This window comes from Oceanobacillus sp. FSL K6-0127, assembly GCF_037983385.1.
GTDB lineage: Bacteria > Bacillota > Bacilli > Bacillales > Amphibacillaceae > Oceanobacillus > Oceanobacillus profundus.
This window is the reverse complement of the sequence record NZ_CP150287.1, coordinates 1315491-1340126: the sequence shown is the minus strand read 5'-3', so window position 1 is coordinate 1340126 and position 24636 is coordinate 1315491. Positions and strand designations below refer to the sequence as shown.

Here is a 24636-nt window from a genome sequence, read left to right as displayed (position 1 = left end):
CCTTGTCAATTATCAAAGTATTGATTTTAGCATTGAATTTATTCTTATGGTATATGTTTCAGAGAGTAATCAATATAACGATATTATGAGTCTCTAAAAAATGTAAATATCTGTTCAGAAACAGCTTCGGCCCTTTCTTCTGTAATTAAATGGCCAGTCTTATCATAAGCAATTAATTCGGAGTTTGGTAGGTCCTCCTTTAATTTCATCCCAATATGAAACGGTACTACATTATCTTCCCTTCCCCATATTAATAAGATTGACTTATCTATACTTTTAAGCTGTTCACTCGTTAAGTCGCCTTCTCGGTAACGCAGTAAACGCATCATGGATTTATTGAAATTCTTTTCTTTTAATGGGCGGCCAAATTCTTCAATGAGATCCTCAGAAATCAATGAATGATCATAAAATACATTTTTCAAATTATCTGGAACAGATTTTTTGTTCAGCACATAATTGACTGCTATCTCACAAAAAGGCAGATAAGAACAATAGCGCTGCCATCTTTTTGCTTTATCTAGATAGCCTGAACTTGATAATAGCACAAGTTTATCGATCCTTTCTGGTACTATTTTGGTTGTATTTAATGCAATTTGGCCACCCATGGAATGACCGACCAAAAAGGCCTTTTCCAACTGAAAATGTTCAATGCAAGCAGCAATCAATTTCCCGTAATTTTCATAGGTATAAATAAATGAAATGGACTTAACACTCCTGCCGAATCCTGGTAGATCAATTGCTATAATTGAAAAATGTTTAGAAAGAAGTGGAATGATTCTGCGAAATGTATAAACCGACGATACAAACCCGTGAATAAAAATAATTGGCGGCTTATTATGGAGTATGTATTCACAATAAATATCCATATTTAATAAGCGAATCATTTCTTTAGTGTACGTAGAAGTTTTCAAATTTTCCTCACCAACTGTATATAGTCTCTACGTTAGTATTTGAAAAATGTAACAGAAACATGTATTGGAGGTGAGGAGTTATCCTAATTTAAACGTATGTATACATTCTATTTTGTATAACGATTCGCATAGGAGCTTGCAACAAAGGATTCCGGTTTAATTTTCGGCTCAATTCCTAATGATTCCATTCTTGAAACCATTTCATTAACAAATATTTTTGTTTTATTTTTCCGCTCAGATCCGATATCAATATGTCCTTCAATAGAAAAAGAAGCACCCCTATAAATGTTTGGCAAAATGATATTAATTAACTCCTCTTTCTTTTCTTCACTGAACATCGATACGACTTCCTCTGTTAAGGTTGTTTCATAGGATATTCGCTCATGCAAATTCATCATTTTCCTTGGAATAATGACCTTGCGGATACATGCCCAAGCACCTTTTGTTTCACAGTGAATCACAATTCCAGTAATAAATCGTGTATAGCTGGAATGCACTTGCGAATCCGTTCCGAACATTAATTTATAGCTTCCATTCCGATCCTTTTCCATAAATCGCTTAATATGCTGAAACACTTGAGTGAAAGACATATTTTTCTGGCTTAAATTTTGAAATGAAAAATTATATACATGTAATTCTGCCATTAGATGAACGATTCCTCCTTTAGGATTGAAGCGTTTCCTTTGCAAGACAAGTCATAATTTTACGATCTCCATTACTAAATAAATGCATTTATCTCCTCTTATATTCTAATTATAACCAACAGGTTTTATAAAAACTTTAAAGAAAATGTAAAGATTTGTGTTGCGTTAAATTATCAGAAGACACTTATGGCTAATGTGCCAGTTAACGTAATATAGTTCAACGATCAACTTGCAGCCTTTAAGGTAATTTTACCCGCCGACACTTTTCTGTATACATTAATGGAATGCTGCAAAAAATAATTTAAGTTTTAAATAAACCTACTAGAATAAGTTACATTCCAGTATTAACAAGAGGTGGAGAAAGTAAATGAAGATTCGATTCGGCTATGTAGCAAATGCACTAGGTTTATGGGATGCAAGTCCATCAAAAACATTGACGTTTGCACGGTATTCGAAGCTTTCTAAAAACGAGAGAATGGAAAAGCTGAAATCTATTACAGCACAAAATCTACATCACACCAAAAGAATTTTGTATTACAATATCGCGCACGAAATAGAATTATATCGGCTTTCGAGCTCGCTTGTTCCTCTAGCTACCCACCCAGAAGTGATGTGGGATTTCTTAACTCCATTTAAAAACGACTGGGCGGAAATTGGAAACCTGATTAAACAGTTTAAGCTTCGTATAAGCTTTCATCCTAACCAATTTACCCTTTTCACAAGCAAACGAGAAGAAGTAACCATGAATGCTGTAAAGAATATGGAATATCATTTTAAGATGCTCCAAGCAATGGATGCACTTGATAGCGCATTAATTAATATTCATATTGGTGGAGCCTATGGCGATAAAAATGAGTCATTGAATCGTTTTCATAAAAACCTAAAACAATTACCAAACGAAATTAAAAAGCTTATGACACTAGAAAATGATGATAAAACATATGATGTTCGAGAAACGCTAATTACGTGTGAAAAGGAAAATATACCAATGGTACTCGATTACCACCATTATATGGCGAATAAAGTAGAGAACGACCTCGCACTTTATTTACCCCATATTTTCGCGACTTGGAATAACTTTCATTTAATACCGAAAGTCCACATCTCTTCACCAAAATCTGATCAGGCCTATCGTTCCCACGCAGATTTTGTATCTTTAGACTTTATTCTCCCCTTCTTAAAGATGGCAAAAGAGCTTAATCAGGACGTTGACATTATGATAGAAGCAAAGCAAAAGAACCTGGCTATGCATAGACTTATTGAAGAAATAGCTGCAATTCGGGGAGTCAAACGTATTTCGGGTGCCTCTGTGGAATGGTAATCGGCGAATAACAGAGATCATTGCTGTGAAGTAGATGACATTTGTGATTATATAACCTAAGTTATAGTCAGCTTTGATCTTAAGATGTCTGTAAATAATAGAGTTAGTATTTTAAATTACTACACGACCAAGTGATAAGTTCTTTATCTCCACAAAAATTTAAATAACTATCCTCTCTTTATTCGGAGACCTAATTTTTACACAACACAAAATATTTAAATTTTATTTACAATTTATTTCCATTCCATTACAATGTAGATACAAGCGGGAATTTTCTATAAATTCAAATCCAGTTTTAATAGAGAATGAATTAAAATAAAGTGATATTAGAGAGGTATGGAGATGAATCGTTCACTCATAATACATGAGTTCAAAATGATAATGAGAAGCAAAAAGAATTACTTATTTATTATTGCTCTTGTTAGTTTACTGTTAACTTATTGCTTTCTAGTTCTTCCAGCAACAGAAACAGCTGATTCGTTTAATCCGGAAAAAATCCAAGCAGACATCAAAAACCTTGAAGCTGTACAAGAGGGAATGATTGCTAGAGGTGGCACAGGATATGGTGAAATGACTGGTTCCCCTTATGCCAATAGTGTCCATGATTCCAGAGTAAAAAGTAGAATGCTGTACGCCTTTGAAGATAAAAATTTCAACCGCTTTGTTCAATTACGAATGAAAAACTTCGATTTTGGTGCAGTAAATGCAAGCCGCGATTGGATGTTAATTGCTGATGCTCGTTTTCCTGCTTATGATCAGGAACGCAACGTTAGTTTAAGAAATCTCCGTTATCAAGGTTATTTAGATGCAAATATCCCCATTACATATAACATGATTGAGCAAAAAACAGCTTTACAGAGCCTTGTTAATTTCCTTCTCGGCACAACTGCTGCCAGCGTGATATTTTGTGCAATTTATTTTAGTAGTGACATCTTTTCCAAGGACAGACAACATCGAACAGTCTTACAAGGCATGCCAATTGGCTGGTATCGCTTAATCAACGTCAAATCTATGGTTGCATTTTTCTACATGCTCATGATTCTTATTGGATTATTGCTATTGGGAGTTATTATCTTGTCCATTCAAAATGGGTTCGGCTCGTTTAAGCTTTCTGTACCGATTACGGTGCCAAGTACACAGCCAGATGATTATTTCGGCTACAGATTTAGTGAATATGACAGCATCACCATCGCTAGGTTTTTACTTTTAGCACTTGGGATCATACCGATTCTTGTTTACCTGTTCATTCGCATAAATGCTATCTTAAGCTTATTATTTAAAAATTCCTGGCTTGTTCTAATGATCAGTACAGTTCTATTGTTTTCTGAGAGAATCTATTATTCTAGAACATTAAACGAGCTATTTGGGGTAGATATAAGTTATTTTCCACAGACTTATTTTGATTTTGGCCGAATTATTTCAGGGGAAAAATATTATTTAGTCCACCTAGAATCTATTACGTATGAAAAAGGAATTATCGTATTACTCTGTACCCTTTTTGCAGTTGAAATTATCCTCTTTATCGTTTCTCGAATCATTAGTAAGCGCCGTTTCTATCGTAAAACAGCTTAACTTATTCACTGGGCTGAAAGTATGCATTAGCCAGAAAGGATAATCGATATGTTTTGGAAGTTTACGCTTTTTGAACTGAAACTCTTATTAAAAAACCGTAAAAGTTGGTTTATTGCTGTATTTCTTCTGCTCTTTTTTATTTTATTTTTCTTATATTATAGTCAGGATACTCCTCAATCCTTAGCAGACAGAAAAAAAATGGAAACAGGAATATCTTACGCGGTTTTTGATTACTTAGATCAGCAGCGCCATGATCTGCCTGAAGTTGCGGAAGTTTATGATTATCATACACAAATCCAATCCCTATTAGGGATGCAAGTTTGGCATATTAGCGGTGGAAATGATAGTGAACAGTATGTTGAAGATGGGCTGAAACTCAATCAACTGCGACTGAAAGTGCATGAATTAGGCAATGAAGGAATACCTGATCATTTAATCGTTCCTACAGAAGAGATATTGAAAGAGAATGCGTTGTTGCATTTTATTAAAGATAACAATTTACCGATTGAGTCAGACTCTTTTGCAACAAATCACTATTTTACGAATGCACTCGCGATGATGTCGGGTCTGTTATTCCTTGTAATTGTCTTAATTAACGGCAACGAAATGCTAATCTATGAGCAAAGACACCAATCCGTTATGCGCGGATTCCCTTTAGCTTTCATACAAAAAATAGTGAGCAAAATAATGATTCATAGTATCCATATTTTCATTTTCCTTCTCCTCGGATTTTTTATTGGGAGTATCTATTTAGCAAGAACAATGGAAGCAGGTGAGTTTTCTTTTCCGATACTTATTTATAGGAATGAAGGCTATCTTGCTATATCTGCTAGTCAATATCTCCTGTATATGTTTTTAGGACTCGCGCTCGTTACAATTTTATTGCTATTATTATCAATTTTACTAAATATGTTATTTAAAAATGCGTTCGCCAATATTCTGATTGGTCTAGGTATTTTCCTGCTACCTGATATAGCCGTGGCTGCAGGGTTTAAAGCGACCTTCATACACTCTATCAAATTTATTGATATACATAAAGTTCTTTCCGGAGAGCTTGCAATAGAATTGGGTAATAGCTCCATTGATTATTGGAATGCGATGGCGACCTTAGGCATAAGCACGATTCTCTTAATCGCTATTATTTATGTTTTAAACAAATACGCTTATCAAAGGGTTCCTAAAAATTCTCCATTGGAAAAAGCATTCTGAATCATCCCTTATTAGCCTTAAAAATAATAGAAATGAGGTCTATCATGCTTAAGCTGGAAAACATCTCCGTGAAATATAAAGAAAAAACCGTCCTGGATAATCTTTCCTTTACTGCGGATAGTGGCGAAATTATCGGTTTAGTTGCACCGAACGGAACTGGTAAAACAACATTGTTTAACGTTATTTCAAATTTCCTAAAACCAAATCAAGGTACCGTCACCTTTAATGGTAAGCTCCAGTACAAAACGGAAAGGAAAGAAATATCTATCCATCAACAACTTGCCACTTTCCCAGATCAGGCTGATTTATTTGAAGAATTGACTGGCGTTGATCATATGAAGCTATACGCTAATATGTGGAAAGGTACAGCCAGGGATGTGAAGAAAATTTATACCCAACTACAGATGGAAAGCTATGTAAAAAAGAAAGTAAAAACGTATTCCCTTGGTATGCGACAAAGGTTATGCTTTGGAATGATTGCTGCAGCTGATACGCCTATCATGCTAATGGATGAAGTAATGAACGGACTTGATGTAGCAAATGTGTCCCTCATTTCCAGGCGTTTAATGCAAATGAAACAAGAAGGAAAACTGATATTCGTAGCATCCCATTTACTTTCAAATCTCGATTTATATGCTGACCGTGTGCTGTATCTAAAAGATGGCGACATTATCCATCAACAAGATACAAATAATAGTGCAGATAAATATTTGAAAATAGATTTACTACCTGAAGAATACGAAAAGTTCAATTCAACTTTTCCATTGCCTGAAAGTCATCTCTATATTGCAGGCCATCTATGCTGCATTCCACTCACAAATATGGATCAGTATGAACAGAACGAATGGATCCAACGATTGACTGCTTATGAGGAAAGGGAACTAACAATTGGGCCACTTGGAACAGCTGAATACTATGAAAGATTCTATCATGACGATTCAGAGATTTAGGCTATTAGGAGTGTGGATTAAATGAAACGAATGTTTCTCTTCATTTTCATTTCTTATTTATTCGTTTTAATTGGTTGTAGCCAAGAACCTTCTGAAAAGGTGTCACGTTACCAAGAAAATAATGAAATCATCGGAGAAGAAAGGGAGGATCTTATTGGGGAAATTAGTGACACTATTTACCATTCGGTTGACCGTAGTAATTCTGACGCGGAAGAACTTATGATTAGTCCTCCCGATAGAAAAGGAGAGTCTATTATTCCATCAGAAGGTAGATACACAATTAGCGCTGGTGTTTTTGAAGATCCTCCACAATCAGGCAGACTTCTTGTATATGATGAAAATGAAGTACTTTTAATTGATGAATTATTAGATTTTTCTTACGGAGTTAGTAGTGTTACGGTTGATCTGAATGGTTCCCATACGGTTCATGTGGATGGGCTGGACCAAGCATTTTTAACCCCAGCAGCTACAGAGATTTCGAATGAATTAACTGCGGGGATTTGGGAGGTTGGAAAAGATATTGAAGCTGGTAGTTACGCTGTTATTCCTGCTGATTTTTCATTTGGATATTTACAAATTTTTGAGGAAGGAGAACTTCCAAGGGTCTTTGAATTTTTGAATAGTTCACCTGAATCGGCAATTAACGTTCAGCTTCAACTGAAGGATGGACAAAAATTAAAGATTTCAAGGCTGGAGATGCTCCAATTTGAGGAACAATCTTGATTAACAAGTTAGAATTTCCCTATTCATTATGAGTGGGGAAAATTTTTATACTCTCCAATTTCCATTGCATTCCAAATTGCACATTGTTATGTTAAAAGAAGAAAAACAGATTAATAAAAAGGGAGGCACAAGGGATGGAAGAGAAAGTATTATCACTTCAAAATCTGTATATGAGTTATCCTGGGAAGGAAGTTTTAAATGGGATTAATCTAGATGTCTACCGGGGACAAATCATAGGATATATTGGACCAAATGGTGCGGGGAAAAGCACGACATTAAAAATCATGCTCGGATTAGTGGATGGTTATGGCGGGGTTGTAGAAATTTTCGGCCAAAATATTTCATCCAACGATTATACATATAAACAAAAAATCGGTTATGTTCCGGAAAATGCAGAGATTTATGATAACCTGACAGCAGCTGAATATCTCACATTTATTGGTGAATTATATGGTTTGGAACGAGGCGCCGCCGAGACGAAGGCATTAAGTCTTTTAGAAGAGTTTGATATGGGGGACGTTTTCCATTCAAGAATCTCCTCTTTTTCTAAAGGAATGAGACAAAAAGTTCTAATCACATCCAGCCTTCTTCATAATCCAGATTTGATTTTTCTTGATGAGCCATTAAGTGGACTTGATGCGAATAGTGTTATGGTTATTAAAGATATGCTAGAGGCTTTAGCTAATCAGGGAAAGACTATCTTTTATTCGTCTCACATTATGGATGTTGTTGAAAGGATAAGTAATCGAATTGTACTATTAGTGAATGGGGAAATTGCGGCGGATGGTTCCTTTGAAGAGCTAAAAGAAAAAGGTAAGGCAGGTTCACTTGAAGCTATTTTTAATCAATTAACTGGATTTGATGAGCATCAAGAAACAGCGAAAAAGATTGTCTCCATTGTAACGGGGGAGACATGAGATGCGTGACATCCGTATTTTAAAAGTGCTTGATACCTTTCAATCGGTTTTCCGTAAATTAAATATTGATTATACTGTGATGCGGAAAATTCTTGAATTAAAACTTACGATGGACCAGCGTCGTGTTCCAACCATTCTTAGTCAAAATACGAAGAAAAAGGAAGGGAATCAATTTCTTAAATCATTATGGATTTATGTTTTATACGGTCTTACGCTCGTCCCATTTGTATTTCTTGGGGATAATTATTTATTCCAGATCAGTATTATAACTGGGATTTCCATGTTCATCCTTAGCACGTCGATGATTTCAGATTTTTCTTCGGTACTTCTAGATGTTCGAGACAAAGTTATTTTGAATACAAAACCAGTAAACAATCGAACCATTAATGCAGCCAAATTTCTCCATATCGCGATTTACTTAACTCTGCTTACTGGTGCGTTTATTGCCATACCAGCAATTGTATTTCTATTTACTAAAGGATTTATCTACTTTCTCTTATTCCTTATTGAAATAATTTTAATAGACCTATTAATACTAGCCTTTACTGCACTAATCTATATGGTTGTATTACGATTTTTCGACGGGGAAAAGCTGAAGGATATTATTAATTATGCGCAGATATTACTAGCTGTAGCAGTTGTAATCGGCTATCAAATCATTATACGATTATTTGATTTTGTAGATTTCGAATATGTTTATGACTTTAGCTGGTGGCATGTATTGCTTCCACCAGTATGGTTTGGTGCACCATTTGAACTGGTGTTAAACCAAAATTATTCCAGTGAGATTATTCTCCTTTCCCTATTCGCATTGTTAGGACCAATCGTCTCGATTTTCCTATATTACGTATTAATGCCTTCGTTCGAACGGAATTTACAAAAGCTAATGGAAGAATCGAGCACAAAAAGCAAAAAAAAATGGACCCTAAATGATCTGATAGAAAAATTTATTTGCTCCAGCAGAGAGGAAAGGATATTTTACCGCTTTTCTTCTATTATGATTAGTCGGGAGAGAGATTTTAAATTAAAAGTATATCCTTCAGTCGGAATGTCACTCGTTTTTCCGATAATCTTCCTTTTTAACAATTTGAGCTCTCAGACACTAGAAGAATTGGGGCAAGGCAGATCATTTTTAACAATCTATTTTTCTAACATTATTGTTGGTACGGTTGTTTACATGCTGCAGTTTTCTGCGAAATATAAAGGAGCATGGATCTTTCAAACAACACCAATTCAAAAACATGCCATTGTGTACAGTGCAACGTTAAAGGCAGTCTTTGTAAAACTATACTTACCGATTGTTTTGGTACTGGCCGTATTATACATCTGGGTATTTTCCTTCCGTATCTTACCCGATTTAGCGGTTGTTGTAGTTTCGGCCCTATTACAGTTGCTTATATCTTATAAGATGTTTAATAACGGAAAATATCCGTTTACCGAGCCAATTGAAACCGCACAACAAGGCGGAGGACCTGCCGGTAAAATTTTTGTATTAATGCTTATTGTTGGGGTATTTACGATTTTACATTTAATCGTTACCTTTTTACCTTTCGCAATTTATGGTTATTTGGTAGTTCTTATCGTACTTACGGCAATATTTTGGAAGATGATTTTCAAGTAATGTAGAAAATCAACAAATCATGACAGACAAGGTTATTACGTTAAAGAAAGTCTCTCCTCATTCAGAACGAATGAGGAGAGACTTTCATTTTACTTTAGTTTTATTTTTCCGGCTTGAAGACTTTAGATAAATGAATTATTTTGCCATCCAAGAACCATCTCTATTCGGATCACTGAACCCATGAATTTTATTGTTTTCATCAATGACTAACCCTTGGATGCTCCCGAAATAGGACGTATCATCCGTATATTGAACATCAATACCAAGCTCTTCGGGGTCCTTTAGAAATAGATAATCTTGCTCTGCCTGTAAAACATCCTCATTAAATTCCAGAAAGGTTCTAGGATCGCTTACAGATTCCTGAATTGGTTCATTAAACTTAATCGTTTTTACTAATTGTTGCGCAACCATTGACGTAATTCTTCTTCCTCCTGAACTTCCAATACCTATGACAGGAGATCCGTTCTTCGTTAATATCGTCGGTGTTGTATAACTAAATGGACGTTTGCCAGCCTCAGGACTATTTGGTGAATCTTCACGAGTACTAAAGTTTTTTAATTGATCATTTAAGAAAAAGCCATTCACATATTCTCCTGATCCAAAAAAATTGCTTAGCGTATTCGTTACGGAAACCATCATACCATTCTTGTCCACCACCACAAAGTGTGTCGTGTTTCCATGATCTTCTTTATCAGCATCTGATTCCAAGTTCCTGCGATATTCTTCAGACAATTCAAGTCCGTCGACTTCGGATACGAGATCATTAATATGATCTTGAGAAATCATTTCATTTATTGGAACATCTGAATAGTTAGGATCCCCCACATTTTCTAAACGATCACTATAACTTATTCTATTGATGATCCCCATTAATAACGAAAAAGCTAACGGCTTATCTTTGGTATCTTCAATTTGCAGTGACTCGGCCATTTCTAAAGCTTGAATTAACATAATTCCCCCTGAAGGCGGTGGTGGAGCTAAGACATCATAGTCACCGAATTCACCTTGTATGGGTTCCTTGGTTTCAACCTCATAGGATTCCAAATCTTTCTCATCTATTTTCTCTTCCTCATCGCTAATGTCATTTGCAATGTTTCCTTTATAGAAAGCATCTGGTCCTTCAGCCTGGATATCTTCTAAGGTTTCTGCCAGTTGGGCTTGTACCAATAATTCCCCTACTTCTATAGGCTCACCTTCTGGAAAGAAATGATCTAATTCAGGCAGGTGATCAGCCTCGTTTTCCAATGCATCGTGCATGGTTTCAGAAACCGTCACACCATTTGCAGCAAAATTGATCGAAGGGTCAATTAAGTCATCCATATTCATTGTGCCAAAATCTTCATGGACCTTGTACATCCCTTTAATAAAACCTGGCACACCTATGTCACTTGAAGGTAATGTATCATCCGGTGCAGTTTCACGATAATCATAGACGACTGGTGTTTCGCCTTTACCGGGATGAATCAGCATGGTTCCTCCTCCGCCAATTCCCGATCCATGCGGCTCCGCAACCCCTAATACAAAACTTACTGCTATGGCAGCATCGACAGCATTTCCGCCTTGTTCTAATATTTTCATACCTACTTCAGTGGCAATTGAACTATCCGTTGACACACCATACGAACCCTCATCCTCGCTTATTGTATCATTCAGGGTGAAGTCAGCATTCTGATCTGTTGATTGGGGTTCATCAAAAATTCCACTATCTCTAACAAGTATTATTACGAATAATACTACAATCAAACCTATAATAATGTAAAAACGATTATTGTTGTTAAGCATGTTTTAGGTTACACCAAAGTTATCAAAAAGACGATAGCGGTAATGATTAGCCCCATCATAGAATCCATACTTGTCCGTTTCTTTTGTGTTTTGACTGATTTTAAAATCCATTGCTTAAAAGTCAGTTTTGATTGTGCTTTTTTTACCTTTTGCTTTTTTTGATAGTCTAATATAGCTTCCATTTAAATTCCTCCTCAAATATAGTTAGATACAAAAACTGTGCCAAAAGTTAATCCACTAAGTAATAATGTACTAGCAACTGTAGGTAAAACACCTTGCTTTTGAATGGTATTTGCAATCAATCCAGGAACGATAATTCCGATAGCCACTAATCCACCAACGGCTTCAGGAATGGAATATTCAGCAAATGCAAAGTCAAAAATTGCTTTCATAATGATTCCGGTCGTTATCATCGCTGTAAACTTTCTTCTTCCGTATAGGATCGTAAATTTTGAAATGACCTTCATGACAATTAGATATGTCAAAAAACTAACCAAAAACGTAACAACAATACTTGCTGGCGTGGTAAACATCATAGCAATATATCCCGGTACAACTAATCCAGCTGGAATAACTCCTGTAAATTCTGTATAAAATAAGCTGAGAATAACTCCCGCAGTTATTGCCAAATAAATATCTCCTGTGTCAAATACAAACATTTTTCAATTCCCTTCTCTCTAAGCAGTTTCTTTTGTTATTTTCATTTGTTCAAGTCGAGTTACCAGTTCATCCGCGCCTCCATGAATATTTCCAACTCCGTAAATGGTTTTACCGGATAAGAATGGCTGAAGGACACGCACAATTTCATCAGTGCTGGCACTTTCCAGGTCTAAAAGGTTTCGGACCGGGAATTCTCCTCTTTTATATGCCTTTACGATGAGGCTTGTATTATCCCCCATCACCACTAGTGTTTCTGCTTGTATTTTTGGCAGAACCTGCTGGATAAATTGTTCCGTACGATCCACTCGATCCGAACGAGTATTCATAATAACAACTGGCTGCTCTGTAGGATAACTCAGTTGCTTCACGCGTTCCCAAATATTGATTGTTGACATAGGGTCATTAGCAGCAAATCCATTAACTAAAAAGCTAGGATTATTCGCATCACCAATTGGAAGGATCTGCATGGCACCTGGATCCGGCCAAGCCTTTAACATCCCTCGCTTTGCCGTTTCATGATCAATACCTAGAACATCGGCAACAGAAAGAGCTAGTGCTGCATTTTCCGGGAATACCATGTACTCGAATTTTTTAAGAAATTCCTCGGAAATTGCGGATGTATCACATACGTGTACCTTCGTATTCCGCTGCTTAGCCATTTGCTTAAAGTAAGAAACATAGGGACTGTCGTTAATAATCAGATCACCGTTATAGGGAATTGCTTCTGAAAATGAGTCTGCCACCTCTTCTAATGTAGGTCCTAAAACATCCATATGATCCTCTAATACATTAACAATTAGACCAATATTTGCTTTTAATAGTTCTTCTTGGAAAACTACTTGATAATCTGGTTTAACTGCCATACACTCACTCACAAGAGCGTCAGCTTTTAACTCAGAAGCCTTCGTTAAGACCCTTCTTTGTTCCCCTATATTCGGACCTTCCATCCTTCTCTTAATCGGAGCTTCTTGGGAATCAAACCAGTAGAGCATTCTTGCATCGGTTCCAGTCGTTTTTCCAACTGTATGGTATCCCGCCTCTTGTAAAACACCTGTTATTAATCTAGTGACTGTTGATTTACCCCTAATTCCATTTACATTTACACGGACTGGGATACTTGTAATGTTTTTGTCATTAATCATTTTGTCCTTAACCCCAAAGAACAAAGCTAATGAAGCTAATAACAGAATGAGCAAAAATTCGTCTAACATTTTTTCACCTCGACATCACATGTTTTAAATTCAGTTATTTCGTGGCTATCCTCCTTTTTCAGTATTTTACATAACTACAAAAGAAACCCAACTAAATCATCAAGGCTTCAATCATCGGGCTGCCGATTCATGAATCGATATTTCCCATAATAACCCTCAATTGTAAATAATTGTATTATCTATCTCGTAACCTACTATACTAGAACTATATTAAGCTAATATAACAAGAGTATATCAATTCTGTTAATTTACGCTATTACATAATAGACCCAAAAAATAAGCCCGTATCGATGTAAAAGAAAGACGGACTTACTTATATAATTCAATCTGGATAAAAATAAGCGGGAATTAGAATTTGTAAAAGCATCTTTTATTTCAGCCCCTTTCTTGTTTCCGTTAGTGTTTCATATTCTATTCTTTTAAATAGAACCTTTTCATATAAAAGTCGCTAAAAGCGTTCTATCATCCAATTGAATTGTAACGAATATACGTAATGTCAATACTTCAAACACGATTTAACGTCAAATCATCAGCCCTTCCATCTGGTTTGGATATATAGATTGTTTACTTAAATTAGGACCTAGATAAACATCTTGTATGTCTATTTTTCGCCTGAAACAATGGGTCCGTTAAACTTAAATAAACAGACGATTTAACTTTACAGCTTCACTATAACCGACATTTTCCGATAGTAAAATAGTATTTGCGACGCATTTTTTCTGCTGTTCAAAATAGTATTTTCTATTTATTCCTCCCATATAAACATGGTCATTAAGTGACATTAAATAAACAATTTGTAACTATTTGACTCCTTCGTATTCAGCCTATTTAATTAGATTTATTTGTTATTCAACTTCAACAAATGCTCCTACAATCTTTATTCATCACTGTCATGCTCAATTTTGACATGTTGCCCTTACTGCTATAGAGTGAATTAAACCAATTCTGGCCAGCTAGAGTAAGAAGTGGTTCCATTGGATCTGGAGAAGGGAGAACTCATTTTTTAAAAATATTGCGACATAACCAGAACTAGTCTACTTGATGTTGCGCATTCTGTCCTACACAGGAATCAGGTTGAATAATTAGTAGCCCTCAAATGGAAATATGTAGATATTATTAACCACGCGGATCAGCATTCCAGCCCAAGTAATAATCTGCTGTAATATACGCTAGTCACACGACGCATCGGTTTCCATGTCCGACAGTGCAAAGGTTCGTTTACTATTTGATAACCAATGGGTGTTTCTGAACAAATCTCTATTTATTAACAATCATAATTTTTTGTAAACTAGGTACCACGTACAAAATGATAATGGAAAAATTGAAACAAGTATTATGGTGTTAGTTCCTCACTCCTTATAAAAGTCATATTAATAAATAGTTATTCTAAACGTTCAACGTAACAATTAGAATAACCATGGCGATATCTTAAAGATATCGCCATGGGTGGCCTATTCTACTTCTCTCACTAGATTACGAGTCCATGAAGTAATGACCGTATTATTCCTTAACTATAATGTCATAAGTTGCTGTGGTTCCATCTTCTGCTGTTACCGTTAGCTGATCACCTGTTGCTAATACTCTTTTGCCTTTTTTCACTTTACCGTCTTCATTTGTTACTTTATAGGTCTGATCAGAACCATCAGGCGCTGCAATTGCTCTTAGCATTTCCTTTACTGTTGCATCATTTGCTACTGTTATTTCTCCTGCTTCTTCATCTGTTGGTTCGTCAATTTTCTTTACAATCTCTAATTCTTCTGGTGCTTTATTCGGTGCATCAATTTCGATTTCACTGCTTTCTTCTACAGAAATTGCATAAGCTGCTGTTGTTCCATCCTCAGCTGTTACAGTTAGCTGATCACCTGTTGCTAATTCTCTTTTGCCTTTTTTCACTTTACCGTCTTCATCCGTTACTTTATAGGTCTGATCGGAACCATCAGGCGCTGCAATCGCTCTTAGCATTTCCTTTACTGTTGCACCATTTGCTACTGTTATTGCTCCTGCTTCTTCATCCGTTGGTTCGTCAATTTTCTTTACAATCTCTAATTCTTCCGGTGCTTTATTGGGTGCATCAATCTCGATTTCACTGCTTTCTTTTTCATAAATTTCATAAGTTGCTGTTGTTCCATCTTCTGCTGTTACCGTTAGCTGATCACCTGTTGCTAATTCTCTTTTGCCTTTTTTCACTTTACCGTCTTCATCTGTTACTTTATAGGTTTGGTCGGAACCATCAGGCGCTGCAATCGCTCTTAGCATTTCCTTTACTGTTGCACCATTTGCTACTGTTATTGCTCCTGCTTCTTCATCCGTTGGTTCGTCAATTTTCTTTACAATCTCTAACTCCTCTGGTGCTTTATTCGGAGCATCAATTTCGATTTCACTGCTTTCCTCTTCAGAATTAACTTCTTGAGATGTTGCTTCTTGTGCGAACGTAGGTGTTACAAATGCCGTTACCGCAATGAGTGCTGATAATGCAGAGACAGGCAATATCTTGTAAGATTTTTTCATGGTTACTCCTCCTCAAATTAATACATCATTAATTTTTTGCTAATACGACTCACAAAATCTTATCTCCATTTCACACTAAATTGGAATAACCCCGGTACACCACTATGGAATGCAGGAGTTACCCGGGACTTACCATTTTACTAATTCAATTTCTTCATCTCTTTTGTTCTTCTACCTTTTTGCCATCTGCCTATTCAAGCAGAGCATGTCCAGTTAAGTTCAATAGAACGCTTCATTTTTCTGCCATTCTTAATCAGGAAAATCATTTTAATGGCAGTTGTTCAACCCACACAGCACTTTTTTGCTATCCTAGTACTACTGCAGATTTCAAGCAGCAGGGTTCAGGCCCCAAACTTCTTAAGAGCAGTCACCTCCTTTAACTGATAAACCCATATAGAAGTTATAGACTAATCTACGCTTATGAGAATGTCTCATTTCTATCATTTTTATAAGCGATGATAACCATAACTCTATTGTCTACATCATATAATACGTAATAATCAAAAACTATATCAGTCGTATATCAATCAAATAACAATCGTGTAAAAATTTGGTTAATTTGGGTTATTTCAATACCTTTTTTAAAACCTTTGTATCAGATAAGTAATCCCCACCTGTTTTCAGGTGGGGATTTAGTATACTTTATTTAGATGGATATTCTGGAAGTGTCGAAAATCAAAGTAGAAATTAGTATACATTTGTTATATTTTATCGGTACACCTTTAAATAAATAGTTGCGTTAGATAGATTTAATAGATCAAATCAACGTGCATCTTAACGATTATTTGCAGTCTCAGCAGTTGAAATGGTACGTCCTTCGATCAATCGGTTTATCCAATACACTTCATTATTGATCTTTTGGGACACGATTTCACCATCAATCACAGTGATAAATGTACCCTCACCTACGTAAATACCGGCCATAACAGGATCTGTTCCATGTTCTGTGTCAGAGAAAAACATGAGATCTCCCGGCTGAAGCTCCTCAATATGACGTTTATCCCCATATTCGCGCAATTCTTCCAGATTGGCTGGAAGATCAATGCCAGCTGTTTCTGCATAGATCTGCTTAATAAACATCGTTGAGGTCTCATCAAACGATTCGCCGACATATTGCTCAGCAAGCTGTGCTACTTCACTTTCCTCAACTTCCGTGTCATACGTTCTTGCGCCCATATAACGAGAAGGCCAATAATCACTTGTTGTTAAGTTAATGACTGTAACACCTTTTGAAGCTGTCGTTACAATCATTTGTTTATTTCCAATATAAATGGCTGGAATGATACTTGACCCTTGGAAAAATAAAATGTCTCCTGGCTCAGCCTCTTCCATTCGGATTTCTGTTCCCTCTTGCCATTGCTGTTTTCCATATCGCGGCAGGTCATATTGCCATGCTTGATTGTATACGTATTGGACAAAACCGCCTGTATCAAATCCCTCTTCAGGTGTTGTTCCCCCTGGCGTGTACTCGGTTCCCACGAGTTGATGAGCTTCAAAAACGGCATCATTATCATATTGAATAGTAAGATCATCAAAACGCTTCGCACCAGTAAAATGATCCCGCCAATATTCACTCATATACGAAATCGTCGTCTGCCCTTCTTCTCCTGTTGCATGAACAATATAATCATCCCCTAAATAAATTGCAGTGTGGGAAATACCTTCCTGCCAGGTTCCTGAGAAGTATATGACGTCCCCTGGCTGAAGTTCTTCATCCAGATCAATTGCATTGATATCTGTTCCCTCTGGCAGTATCGTCTCACCAACTTCCCACTGCCTGTAACTAATTCGAGGCAAATAGACATCCTCAGCCTCACGAAAGACGGTTTGGACGAAAAATGAACAATCAAAAGCGTCCAACGTACTGCCGGTCATTAAATATGGTGTCCCAATATAATTCATTGCTTCCCTTATAATCGGGTTATTATGATTCTTATATGTTTCCGGATTTGATTTTTCTAGTATCTCCTTTGTATATTGAGTTCCCCCTACAAAGCGTTCCGCATAGTAGGTATGATAATCTAAATGCCTTTCCTTTACCCCAGAGGAAGTAGCAATCACAAATTGATCATCTCCAGAATAAATACCCGAAATCAATTCCTGTGCGTCATTTTCAAAAAAGACAAGGTCCCCAGGCTGCAATTCATCTCTATCGATGCGCTTACCAGCTTCCAACTGCGGTGCTGCCTGTCTTGAGAGCCAGCTGCCTGTCACCTCTTTATATACATAGTAAACCAAAGAGCCTGTGTTAAATCCTTCCTCTGGACTGCTTCCCGATTGGTTATAGGAAGACCCAATTAAGTCCCGAGCTTGTGCGACAATTTCATTCTCCGATGAAGGAGGTGTATTTTCTTCGCTGTAACGTTTGGCACCCTGATAAATATCTGACCAATAGTCACTGGTCTCCATATTCCGCTCGGTGATTCCTTCGCTTGTAACGATAATAAAGCGCCCGTTATTTATATAAATCCCTGACATCAAATGGGTTCCTTTAAAAAACACAACATCTCCTGACTGAAGCTCACTAACATCCTCTCCCTGGATCCATTGATTGGCAGCTGTTTGAGAAAGAGAAATGCCTTTTGCCTCCTCGTAGACATATTGTACAAACTCAGAAGTAGTCCACCCTTCTTGATTCTCCCCTAATCTATCCAAGGCTAATTCAGCAGCCAAATCATCAATATTCTCTTCCGTAAATTGGGCAGCTCCTGCGTACGCATTCGACCAATATTCACTTGTTTCCATATTGCGTTCAGAAATTCCATCACTCGTCACGATGACGAAACGGCCATCGTCAATATAGATCCCCGACATCAAGCTGCTTCCCTGAAAAAAAACAACATCACCTGGTTGCAGCTCACTCCGCTCTATTTCCTCACCTATCTGTTGCTGATCCTTAGCATAACTCGGCAAGGAAATTGACTTTGATTCCTGATATACATGCTGTACAAATTCAGACGTTAAAAAACCTTGATCATTACTGCCAACCATATCCAATGCAAGTTCTGCAGCCGGGTCATTCCTTTCTTCAGCTGCAGCAAAGCCAGGAACCAATACAAAAAACAACAAAAAATTAAAGAAAACTAGCAAAACAGAACGCTGCATACGTATCTCCTCCATCCTTAATCTTGAAAGTTTTTTCACATGTCAGAGTACCAAAATAAAACCATCCATGGAATTCCATCCCTGAAGAGTTAATATCAACTACCTTTTGACATCAATACTGTATTATTAGTATCATCAAAAAACGAGTTTGGTGAGCATTTAATAAATTTGTCCTCCCCCCTTAAACATCATAATCATCACTTCACAAACCATTTCAAAAAATAATCGGTTTATGATTTATTTTCTCCATCCAACGATACCTACTATATCTAACATTATCCCAAAAATAAATATAAGCAATTTCTGTAACGTCTATGATCATATGATGGAGTTAACATACTATCTTCTTATATGTTTTACCCTTTTATTTTGTATAATAACTTAGAAGTGTATGTTTTCATCTACGTTATTAAAAAACGGAAGCTGCCTCAATTTTCATTTGAGACAGCTTCCGCTTTTATAAATAGAATATGTGATTTCACATTCACCATCGACATTAATAGTTCCAACAATCGACTATTATGCTTTTGGAGGTGTTCCTTCAGCATTTGATACAATTGCATCGATTTGAATTAAAGCATCCTGAGGTAAAGCTGATACGCCAACTGTTCTTCGTGCAGGTACACCTTCTTGGAAGAATGTTTTGTAAGCTTCGTCCACAGCATCCATATCTTCAATGTTTTTAAGGAAGATATTTACTTTAACTACATCATCCATAACGTGATCGATACTTTCTACAATTGCCTTGATATTAGTTAAGCACTGCTCAGCCTGCTCTTTCACACCACCAGCTACCAATTTACCAGTTTTTGGATCGATAGGTAATTGAGCTGAAAGGTGATTATAATGAGAAAACGCTACAGTTTGTGTAGATAGAGAACTCTTTGGTGCATTTTCAGTGTTGTTTGCCCAGATAACGATCCCATGTCTGTCTTCCACAGCTTGTGGAGGTGTACCATCTCCGTGTGATACTACTGCTTCAATTTGTACCAAAGCATCCATTGGTAAAGCCGAAGCTTCAACTGTTGTGCGTGCAGGGAAATAGCCTACAGTCCTAGCGATAGCCGAGTCTGGGAAAAATGTTGTATACACTTCGTTTACAGCATCAATATCCGATAGGTCCTTAAGGAAGATATTAATTTTAACAATATCGTCAAAAGGAACGTCGATACTCTCTAAAATTGCCTTGATATTTTTTAAGGCCTGTCCTGTCTGCTCTTTTACTCCGCCAGTTACCAATCTTCCAGTTTTAGGATCGATAGGTAATTGAGCTGAAAGATTATTGTAATGAGAGAAAGCTACAGTTTGTGCAGATAGAGAACTTGTTGGTGCATTTGCCGTGTTATTTGTAAGTTTGATGAGGTCACCTGCTTGTGGTGCGTTTGGAATTGTACCTTCACCGTGTGAAACAAGTGCTTCAATTTGAACCAAGGCATCCATAGGCAAAGCTGCAACTGCAACCGTTGTCCGTGAAGGTACATAGGTTGGGAAGAATGTTTTATAAACTTCGTCTACAGCGTCAACATCTTTGATGTCCTTAACGAATACAGTGATTCTAACAACATCGCTCATAACATGATCGATGCTTTCAACAATTGACTTGATATTTTTAAAGCACTGTTCAGCCTGCTCTTTTATTCCACCAGCTACCAATTTCCCAGTTTGGGGTTCGATCGGTAATTGAGCTGATAGATTATTGTAATGAGAGAAAGCTACAGTTTGTGAATATAGACCGTTACCGTTTGGAGCATTTTCCGTATTTCTTGCTAGTACTGTGTTATAGTTGCTCATGATGTATTCTCCTTTTAGATAATATTATTAATAGATCTATTTATTAATCAAGTTTTGCACCGAAAAAAACAGTCTAAACCATGGTTCCGTGATTGCAAAGGCGAAAACGGATTCACAGTGAAAATTGCGCTAGTACAAAAATGCACATATGCTTTGACTCAACCAATGTAAATTTTCGCACATTTTTTTTAAAACCTCACTAGACACAAACTGCGTTTTGAAAAGCCCGTTTTGGTTTAACTTGCAATCTAGTTAGGCTTTAATGTCTGTTTTTTGCTGCTAAACTTGAATTAGTAACCCCTCGAGTGGTTACTAAGATTGCTATTATAGCAGTTTTTCTTTGTATTTACTACTACATTTTGCTTTCTTCCTTCAATCGTTTAACCTTTTAAAGGATACGTTGAAAAGCATCTAACATATTTTGACAGAAAAACAGGGTTTATGACGCCCTTTTTAAAATATTTTTAGATAATGAATACCCCTAATTAACTAAGTAATTCATAGGTGTTCACATTATTTTCCCCTCTTATCCGCAGCCAGCTTAAACCGGGTTACTACTGATCAGATTTAAAGCTGTTCTTTGTAAATATCACTTGCTTCCTTTAGGCCATCAATCAACTTATCGTATATATTCGTTGTATTATGCCGATTTTCTCGTGACCAATCGTGGTTTTTAAAGAAAGATTTACGCAATTCTGCTGTTAGTTCTAACTGTACACCCGCTCGAAGCTGATTATCATTGACAATATTTTCTTCACTCATTCCTGATATATGGTCAGGAGCATCTTCAACTTGAAATCCTCGATTCTGAAGATAATCGCGTACCAATTCCTTATATTCTTCGTTTCTTCCACCTAGGTATATAATAGGTTCCTCTCCTTGATACCCATGAATAGATAAAGCGCTTACAGATTTTTGCACCATCCTTCGTCCAGTCGGTTCGTCAAAACGCTTAGAGGTTAGATGTAAAATCTCGTTGTTCGTTGACTTTATACCTGCAAAAAGGTAATACGAAATGTTCATCTGATTTGCCAGACCTTTTGCTACCTCCGAGGTCCCTGGTTCAATTCCTCCGCCGTGGATAGCGATGACGGTAATATCACTGCCACGTTGTTTATAGTTAATTTCGTAATCTTCATTCAGTATTTCATGTTCCATTAAATCTTCATAGGAATCATAATATCCTGCTGCACTTACAGTAGTTAAAAAGCTGAGTAGAAATAAGAATGAGCTGGAGAGGAAAAGTGCAAAGCAATATTTATTAAATTTATTCATGTCAAACATCCTTTTTCGTAGAATATGATGTTTGACATGAATTGTGTATATGATGTGTAAAAATAACTGTTAAAACCTTTAGGTAGCTGTTTTTCGTAAGTTGAGGCAAGTATATTTACATGTAACAAGCGAAAAAAATATGGTTGTACCAAATATTGCAATAGTAAGTAATGTGCTTATGGATATAAAAGCTAGCGTATCCTTTCTAGCTTTTATTCATGAGAGGCAGGAATAACCTCCCAATATACCTCATCGAAACTAATGTCATTTAACTTATTTTTCATCTTATTAGCATCTTCAAGCGTATCAAATAGTTTCACGGTATTTGTGCCGGAATGACAAAGTACTTTAGGAGGCTTTGTCCCTTCTAATATTAGCTTATACTGCATGGGATAAATTCACCTCCTTTTCCATATAGGATTGTACTTTCAGTTTATTGTGAACTCTATATGGGTATATGATTTGATTGGAACCCTTCACTTTTTTCCACATATTAGAGTCATTCGACATCATCATGTTTGAGCTTGTATATTTTTTACACCCTTGATTGTAGATTTCCATTTACTATCTCCTTTCATAACTTAGCAGGTTCACTGAGATCACCACGATTTTGTTAATCTCTTTTTTGATTTTCTACCGTCTTTTCTTGCGGCTTCGTCCTACCTTGTTCGCTGTTCCGATTTCCTTCAGTCTCGTCCGAATCATCCGGATTTGTATGGTCGCCACGCTCACGTTGGTCTCTGTCCCGGTTTTCCATCGTCTCTTCTTGGGCCTGCGTGTAACCTTGGCCCTCCTCATGATTTTCATGAGTCTTTTCCTCTATATCTGTGTTTTCTTCTGATTTTTTCATGTAGTCAGACCGTTCACCATGCCAAATCAAATCAAAAATTGCTCGGCCATTTGTAGGCTGTCCATCAGGTAAATAGACCGGAAGAAGATCAAAGAGGATATAATAAAAGATGTAAAATAAAAACGTATCCCAAAACACTCCGCTCGAGAGTACACCCTCCGCTAAGAGTGAATTAATAAGCAAACCAGCAATTAAAGGGTTAATAATAGGGGCCGCATAAATCACCCCATGCCAGAAACGATTACTGGGATTTAATTCTTCATACTCCATCCAGCTGTACATAAAGAAATATTTTCGAACCTCGATAGTGGGCAGTCGAAAGAGAACTGGTCCACTCCCAATAATAAGCTTTTTTTCCTTCGCACCTAAAATAGTGGCTGCCAAATAATACCCTGATTCACGAAGCACGGACGAGAGTGGCAGGATAATTAGTACCGACATTAACAATCGTAATAAATCAAATAAACCAAACATGACAAACCTCTTCTCCTTAACTAATTAACGTACATCCTTTTTATTGCGGAAATAGTTACCCGTTCTGTTTGTCGGTGGTTCTTGTGAAAATTACGGTTTCCCGACAATAGAAAAGGCGATATAAGTTGCATGATAATAAACAATGCATAACTCCAAGATTGTATTTTTTGCTGCAATTTAAGAAATCTGCTTCATAGAAAAAGCTTCTTATTAATATAAAAAAGCCGAAAAGGATCTTATAACGATCCCTTTCGGCTTATGTCCAGCTCTATTGTCCGGCTCACTTCTACCTTAATTGTTATTTGGCTGTAAAATAAATATAATATAGCTTTTATCCAGCTTGAAATCCCAATCAACAAAGATATCAACCACGCTTTTTTGAAGAATATTTTCAAAATCGCCGGCGTGTAATAGTCCTTTTTCTAATTGCCTTTTCGTAAGCTTAAGATGTTCTTCAAACCCGGTTTTAATTAATTCTTTTTCAATTCTGACCAAGATACCTGTTCTTATCACTAAAAGCGTTCTTTCATTAAGAAAACAAGAATCTACGAATTCCGGTAATTTCTCTGCCTGTCTACTTATACGCATTATATCTTTATGGACTGCTTCTTTTTCAGTGTAATTCTCTAACGCATTGTCTTCATCCTCTTCATTCTCCAAAACCCCGACTAAAATGCCCGAACGATTATGAAGAGACCAATCATAGTACAATTCCTTTACTTCTAAACTTGCAATAACCTTTAAGGTAACCTTGATCCCAGGGATAAGCTCCTGCATGAGGAGATCTCTTGTTTCTTCCACTTTCATTGTTTCTCCCTGAGACAATAACACCCGTTCCATCGGAGCTAGAAAATCTCTCAGGTGTATGGTGATAAATGGTTTTTTTAAGGAAACATAAACGGAAGACGGTCCTTTCCCAAAGTTATCCCTTAAAAGCTTCCCTATATAACTTGCTATTTCAGCTTGTACAGAGTTTTTTTCCATTAATAGTCATTCCTTTTTATAGGCAGAAACATTATTTTTCCCACCCTGAGAAATAGTATAGCAATGTGTTTCCTTAAATACAAGGCTAACCATTTTCTACGTTTAATAACAGGCGGTTCCTATATTCA

20 protein-coding genes are annotated in these 24636 nt (G+C 36.6%); 7 read left to right on the top strand and 13 right to left on the bottom strand.

What is annotated here, in order from left to right; translation table 11 throughout:
- Positions 1 to 83: 83 nt before the first annotated feature.
- Positions 84 to 911, bottom strand: coding sequence for an alpha/beta hydrolase (locus MHH64_RS06695; RefSeq protein ID WP_240033819.1), 828 nt, complete (start codon positions 909 to 911; stop codon positions 84 to 86).
- A 107-nt stretch (positions 912 to 1018) separates the two neighbouring features.
- Entirely contained in the window at positions 1019 to 1555 is a 537-nt protein-coding gene (locus MHH64_RS06690; RefSeq protein ID WP_303450311.1) for a ribonuclease H-like YkuK family protein, read from the bottom strand.
- 367 nt (positions 1556 to 1922) lie between these two features.
- Here MHH64_RS06690 and uvsE point away from each other — a divergent pair, with 367 nt between their 5' ends.
- The 7 genes from uvsE (at position 1923) to MHH64_RS06655 (ending at position 9868) form a co-directional block, all read left to right on the top strand.
- On the top strand, positions 1923 to 2876 hold the full coding sequence (uvsE, locus tag MHH64_RS06685; RefSeq protein WP_340002917.1) for a UV DNA damage repair endonuclease UvsE: 954 nt from the start codon (positions 1923 to 1925) through the stop codon (positions 2874 to 2876).
- Between the two features lie 381 nt (positions 2877 to 3257).
- Positions 3258 to 4448, top strand: a complete 1191-nt coding sequence (locus MHH64_RS06680; RefSeq protein WP_340002916.1) for a hypothetical protein — start codon at positions 3258 to 3260, stop codon at positions 4446 to 4448.
- Positions 4449 to 4496: 48 nt separating this feature from the next.
- Entirely contained in the window at positions 4497 to 5657 is a 1161-nt protein-coding gene (locus MHH64_RS06675) for a hypothetical protein (RefSeq protein ID WP_340002915.1), read from the top strand.
- A gap of 44 nt (positions 5658 to 5701) precedes the next feature.
- Positions 5702 to 6607 (top strand): ABC transporter ATP-binding protein, encoded by a 906-nt coding sequence (locus MHH64_RS06670; protein ID WP_340002914.1) that lies wholly within the window; start codon positions 5702 to 5704, stop codon positions 6605 to 6607.
- A 21-nt stretch (positions 6608 to 6628) separates the two neighbouring features.
- Entirely contained in the window at positions 6629 to 7330 is a 702-nt protein-coding gene (locus MHH64_RS06665; RefSeq protein WP_340002913.1) for a hypothetical protein, read from the top strand.
- A gap of 134 nt (positions 7331 to 7464) precedes the next feature.
- Positions 7465 to 8247, top strand: coding sequence for an ABC transporter ATP-binding protein (locus tag MHH64_RS06660; RefSeq protein WP_340002912.1), 783 nt, complete (start codon positions 7465 to 7467; stop codon positions 8245 to 8247).
- Between the two features lies 1 nt (position 8248).
- Positions 8249 to 9868: a hypothetical protein gene (locus MHH64_RS06655; protein WP_340002911.1), complete on the top strand. Its 1620-nt coding sequence runs from the start codon at positions 8249 to 8251 to the stop codon at positions 9866 to 9868.
- 135 nt (positions 9869 to 10003) lie between these two features.
- Here MHH64_RS06655 and ggt read toward each other — a convergent pair whose 3' ends face one another.
- The 11 genes from ggt to MHH64_RS06600 all read right to left on the bottom strand — a co-directional run bounded on the left by ggt (position 10004) and on the right by MHH64_RS06600 (position 24508).
- Positions 10004 to 11650, bottom strand: a complete 1647-nt coding sequence (ggt, locus tag MHH64_RS06650) for a gamma-glutamyltransferase (RefSeq protein WP_118889962.1) — start codon at positions 11648 to 11650, stop codon at positions 10004 to 10006.
- Between the two features lie 8 nt (positions 11651 to 11658).
- Positions 11659 to 11832 carry a hypothetical protein gene (locus MHH64_RS06645; RefSeq protein ID WP_340002910.1) on the bottom strand — a complete coding sequence of 58 codons (174 nt, stop codon included), beginning with the start codon at positions 11830 to 11832 and terminating at the stop codon, positions 11659 to 11661.
- 12 nt (positions 11833 to 11844) lie between these two features.
- Positions 11845 to 12309: a poly-gamma-glutamate biosynthesis protein PgsC gene (gene pgsC / locus MHH64_RS06640; RefSeq protein WP_095314358.1), complete on the bottom strand. Its 465-nt coding sequence runs from the start codon at positions 12307 to 12309 to the stop codon at positions 11845 to 11847.
- Positions 12310 to 12327: 18 nt separating this feature from the next.
- On the bottom strand, positions 12328 to 13521 hold the full coding sequence (pgsB, locus tag MHH64_RS06635; RefSeq protein WP_095314360.1) for a poly-gamma-glutamate synthase PgsB: 1194 nt from the start codon (positions 13519 to 13521) through the stop codon (positions 12328 to 12330).
- 1500 nt (positions 13522 to 15021) lie between these two features.
- Positions 15022 to 16029, bottom strand: coding sequence for a hypothetical protein (locus MHH64_RS06630; RefSeq protein ID WP_340002909.1), 1008 nt, complete (start codon positions 16027 to 16029; stop codon positions 15022 to 15024).
- A gap of 774 nt (positions 16030 to 16803) precedes the next feature.
- Positions 16804 to 19134, bottom strand: a complete 2331-nt coding sequence (locus tag MHH64_RS06625) for an NlpC/P60 family protein (RefSeq protein WP_340002908.1) — start codon at positions 19132 to 19134, stop codon at positions 16804 to 16806.
- 519 nt (positions 19135 to 19653) lie between these two features.
- A complete protein-coding gene (locus tag MHH64_RS06620) occupies positions 19654 to 20925 on the bottom strand; it encodes a RidA family protein (RefSeq protein WP_340002907.1) in 1272 nt (423 codons plus the stop codon).
- A 567-nt stretch (positions 20926 to 21492) separates the two neighbouring features.
- On the bottom strand, positions 21493 to 22200 hold the full coding sequence (locus tag MHH64_RS06615) for a poly-gamma-glutamate hydrolase family protein (RefSeq protein ID WP_340002906.1): 708 nt from the start codon (positions 22198 to 22200) through the stop codon (positions 21493 to 21495).
- Between the two features lie 212 nt (positions 22201 to 22412).
- A complete protein-coding gene (locus MHH64_RS06610) occupies positions 22413 to 22589 on the bottom strand; it encodes a hypothetical protein (RefSeq protein WP_340002905.1) in 177 nt (58 codons plus the stop codon).
- A gap of 224 nt (positions 22590 to 22813) precedes the next feature.
- Positions 22814 to 23524, bottom strand: coding sequence for a hypothetical protein (locus MHH64_RS06605; RefSeq protein WP_251659448.1), 711 nt, complete (start codon positions 23522 to 23524; stop codon positions 22814 to 22816).
- 291 nt (positions 23525 to 23815) lie between these two features.
- The gene (locus MHH64_RS06600) at positions 23816 to 24508 is read right to left on the bottom strand and encodes a Na-translocating system protein MpsC family protein (RefSeq protein ID WP_251659446.1); all 693 of its coding nucleotides are present in this window, start codon (positions 24506 to 24508) and stop codon (positions 23816 to 23818) included.
- Between the last annotated feature and the right edge of the window lie 128 nt (positions 24509 to 24636).

Coding starts and splice junctions, on each gene's coding strand:
- MHH64_RS06690 (WP_303450311.1), bottom strand. CDS start 1,555: ATGGCAGAATTACATGTATATAATTTTTCATTTCAAAATTTAAGCCAG.
- uvsE (WP_340002917.1), top strand. CDS start 1,923: ATGAAGATTCGATTCGGCTATGTAGCAAATGCACTAGGTTTATGGGAT.
- MHH64_RS06680 (WP_340002916.1), top strand. CDS start 3,258: ATGAGAAGCAAAAAGAATTACTTATTTATTATTGCTCTTGTTAGTTTA.
- MHH64_RS06675 (WP_340002915.1), top strand. CDS start 4,497: ATGTTTTGGAAGTTTACGCTTTTTGAACTGAAACTCTTATTAAAAAAC.
- MHH64_RS06670 (WP_340002914.1), top strand. CDS start 5,702: ATGCTTAAGCTGGAAAACATCTCCGTGAAATATAAAGAAAAAACCGTC.
- MHH64_RS06665 (WP_340002913.1), top strand. CDS start 6,629: ATGAAACGAATGTTTCTCTTCATTTTCATTTCTTATTTATTCGTTTTA.
- MHH64_RS06660 (WP_340002912.1), top strand. CDS start 7,465: ATGGAAGAGAAAGTATTATCACTTCAAAATCTGTATATGAGTTATCCT.
- MHH64_RS06655 (WP_340002911.1), top strand. CDS start 8,249: ATGCGTGACATCCGTATTTTAAAAGTGCTTGATACCTTTCAATCGGTT.
- ggt (WP_118889962.1), bottom strand. CDS start 11,650: ATGCTTAACAACAATAATCGTTTTTACATTATTATAGGTTTGATTGTA.
- MHH64_RS06645 (WP_340002910.1), bottom strand. CDS start 11,832: ATGGAAGCTATATTAGACTATCAAAAAAAGCAAAAGGTAAAAAAAGCA.
- pgsC (WP_095314358.1), bottom strand. CDS start 12,309: ATGTTTGTATTTGACACAGGAGATATTTATTTGGCAATAACTGCGGGA.
- pgsB (WP_095314360.1), bottom strand. CDS start 13,521: ATGTTAGACGAATTTTTGCTCATTCTGTTATTAGCTTCATTAGCTTTG.
- MHH64_RS06630 (WP_340002909.1), bottom strand. CDS start 16,029: ATGAAAAAATCTTACAAGATATTGCCTGTCTCTGCATTATCAGCACTC.
- MHH64_RS06625 (WP_340002908.1), bottom strand. CDS start 19,134: ATGCAGCGTTCTGTTTTGCTAGTTTTCTTTAATTTTTTGTTGTTTTTT.
- MHH64_RS06620 (WP_340002907.1), bottom strand. CDS start 20,925: ATGAGCAACTATAACACAGTACTAGCAAGAAATACGGAAAATGCTCCA.
- MHH64_RS06615 (WP_340002906.1), bottom strand. CDS start 22,200: ATGAATAAATTTAATAAATATTGCTTTGCACTTTTCCTCTCCAGCTCA.
- MHH64_RS06610 (WP_340002905.1), bottom strand. CDS start 22,589: ATGCAGTATAAGCTAATATTAGAAGGGACAAAGCCTCCTAAAGTACTT.
- MHH64_RS06605 (WP_251659448.1), bottom strand. CDS start 23,524: ATGTTTGGTTTATTTGATTTATTACGATTGTTAATGTCGGTACTAATT.
- MHH64_RS06600 (WP_251659446.1), bottom strand. CDS start 24,508: ATGGAAAAAAACTCTGTACAAGCTGAAATAGCAAGTTATATAGGGAAG.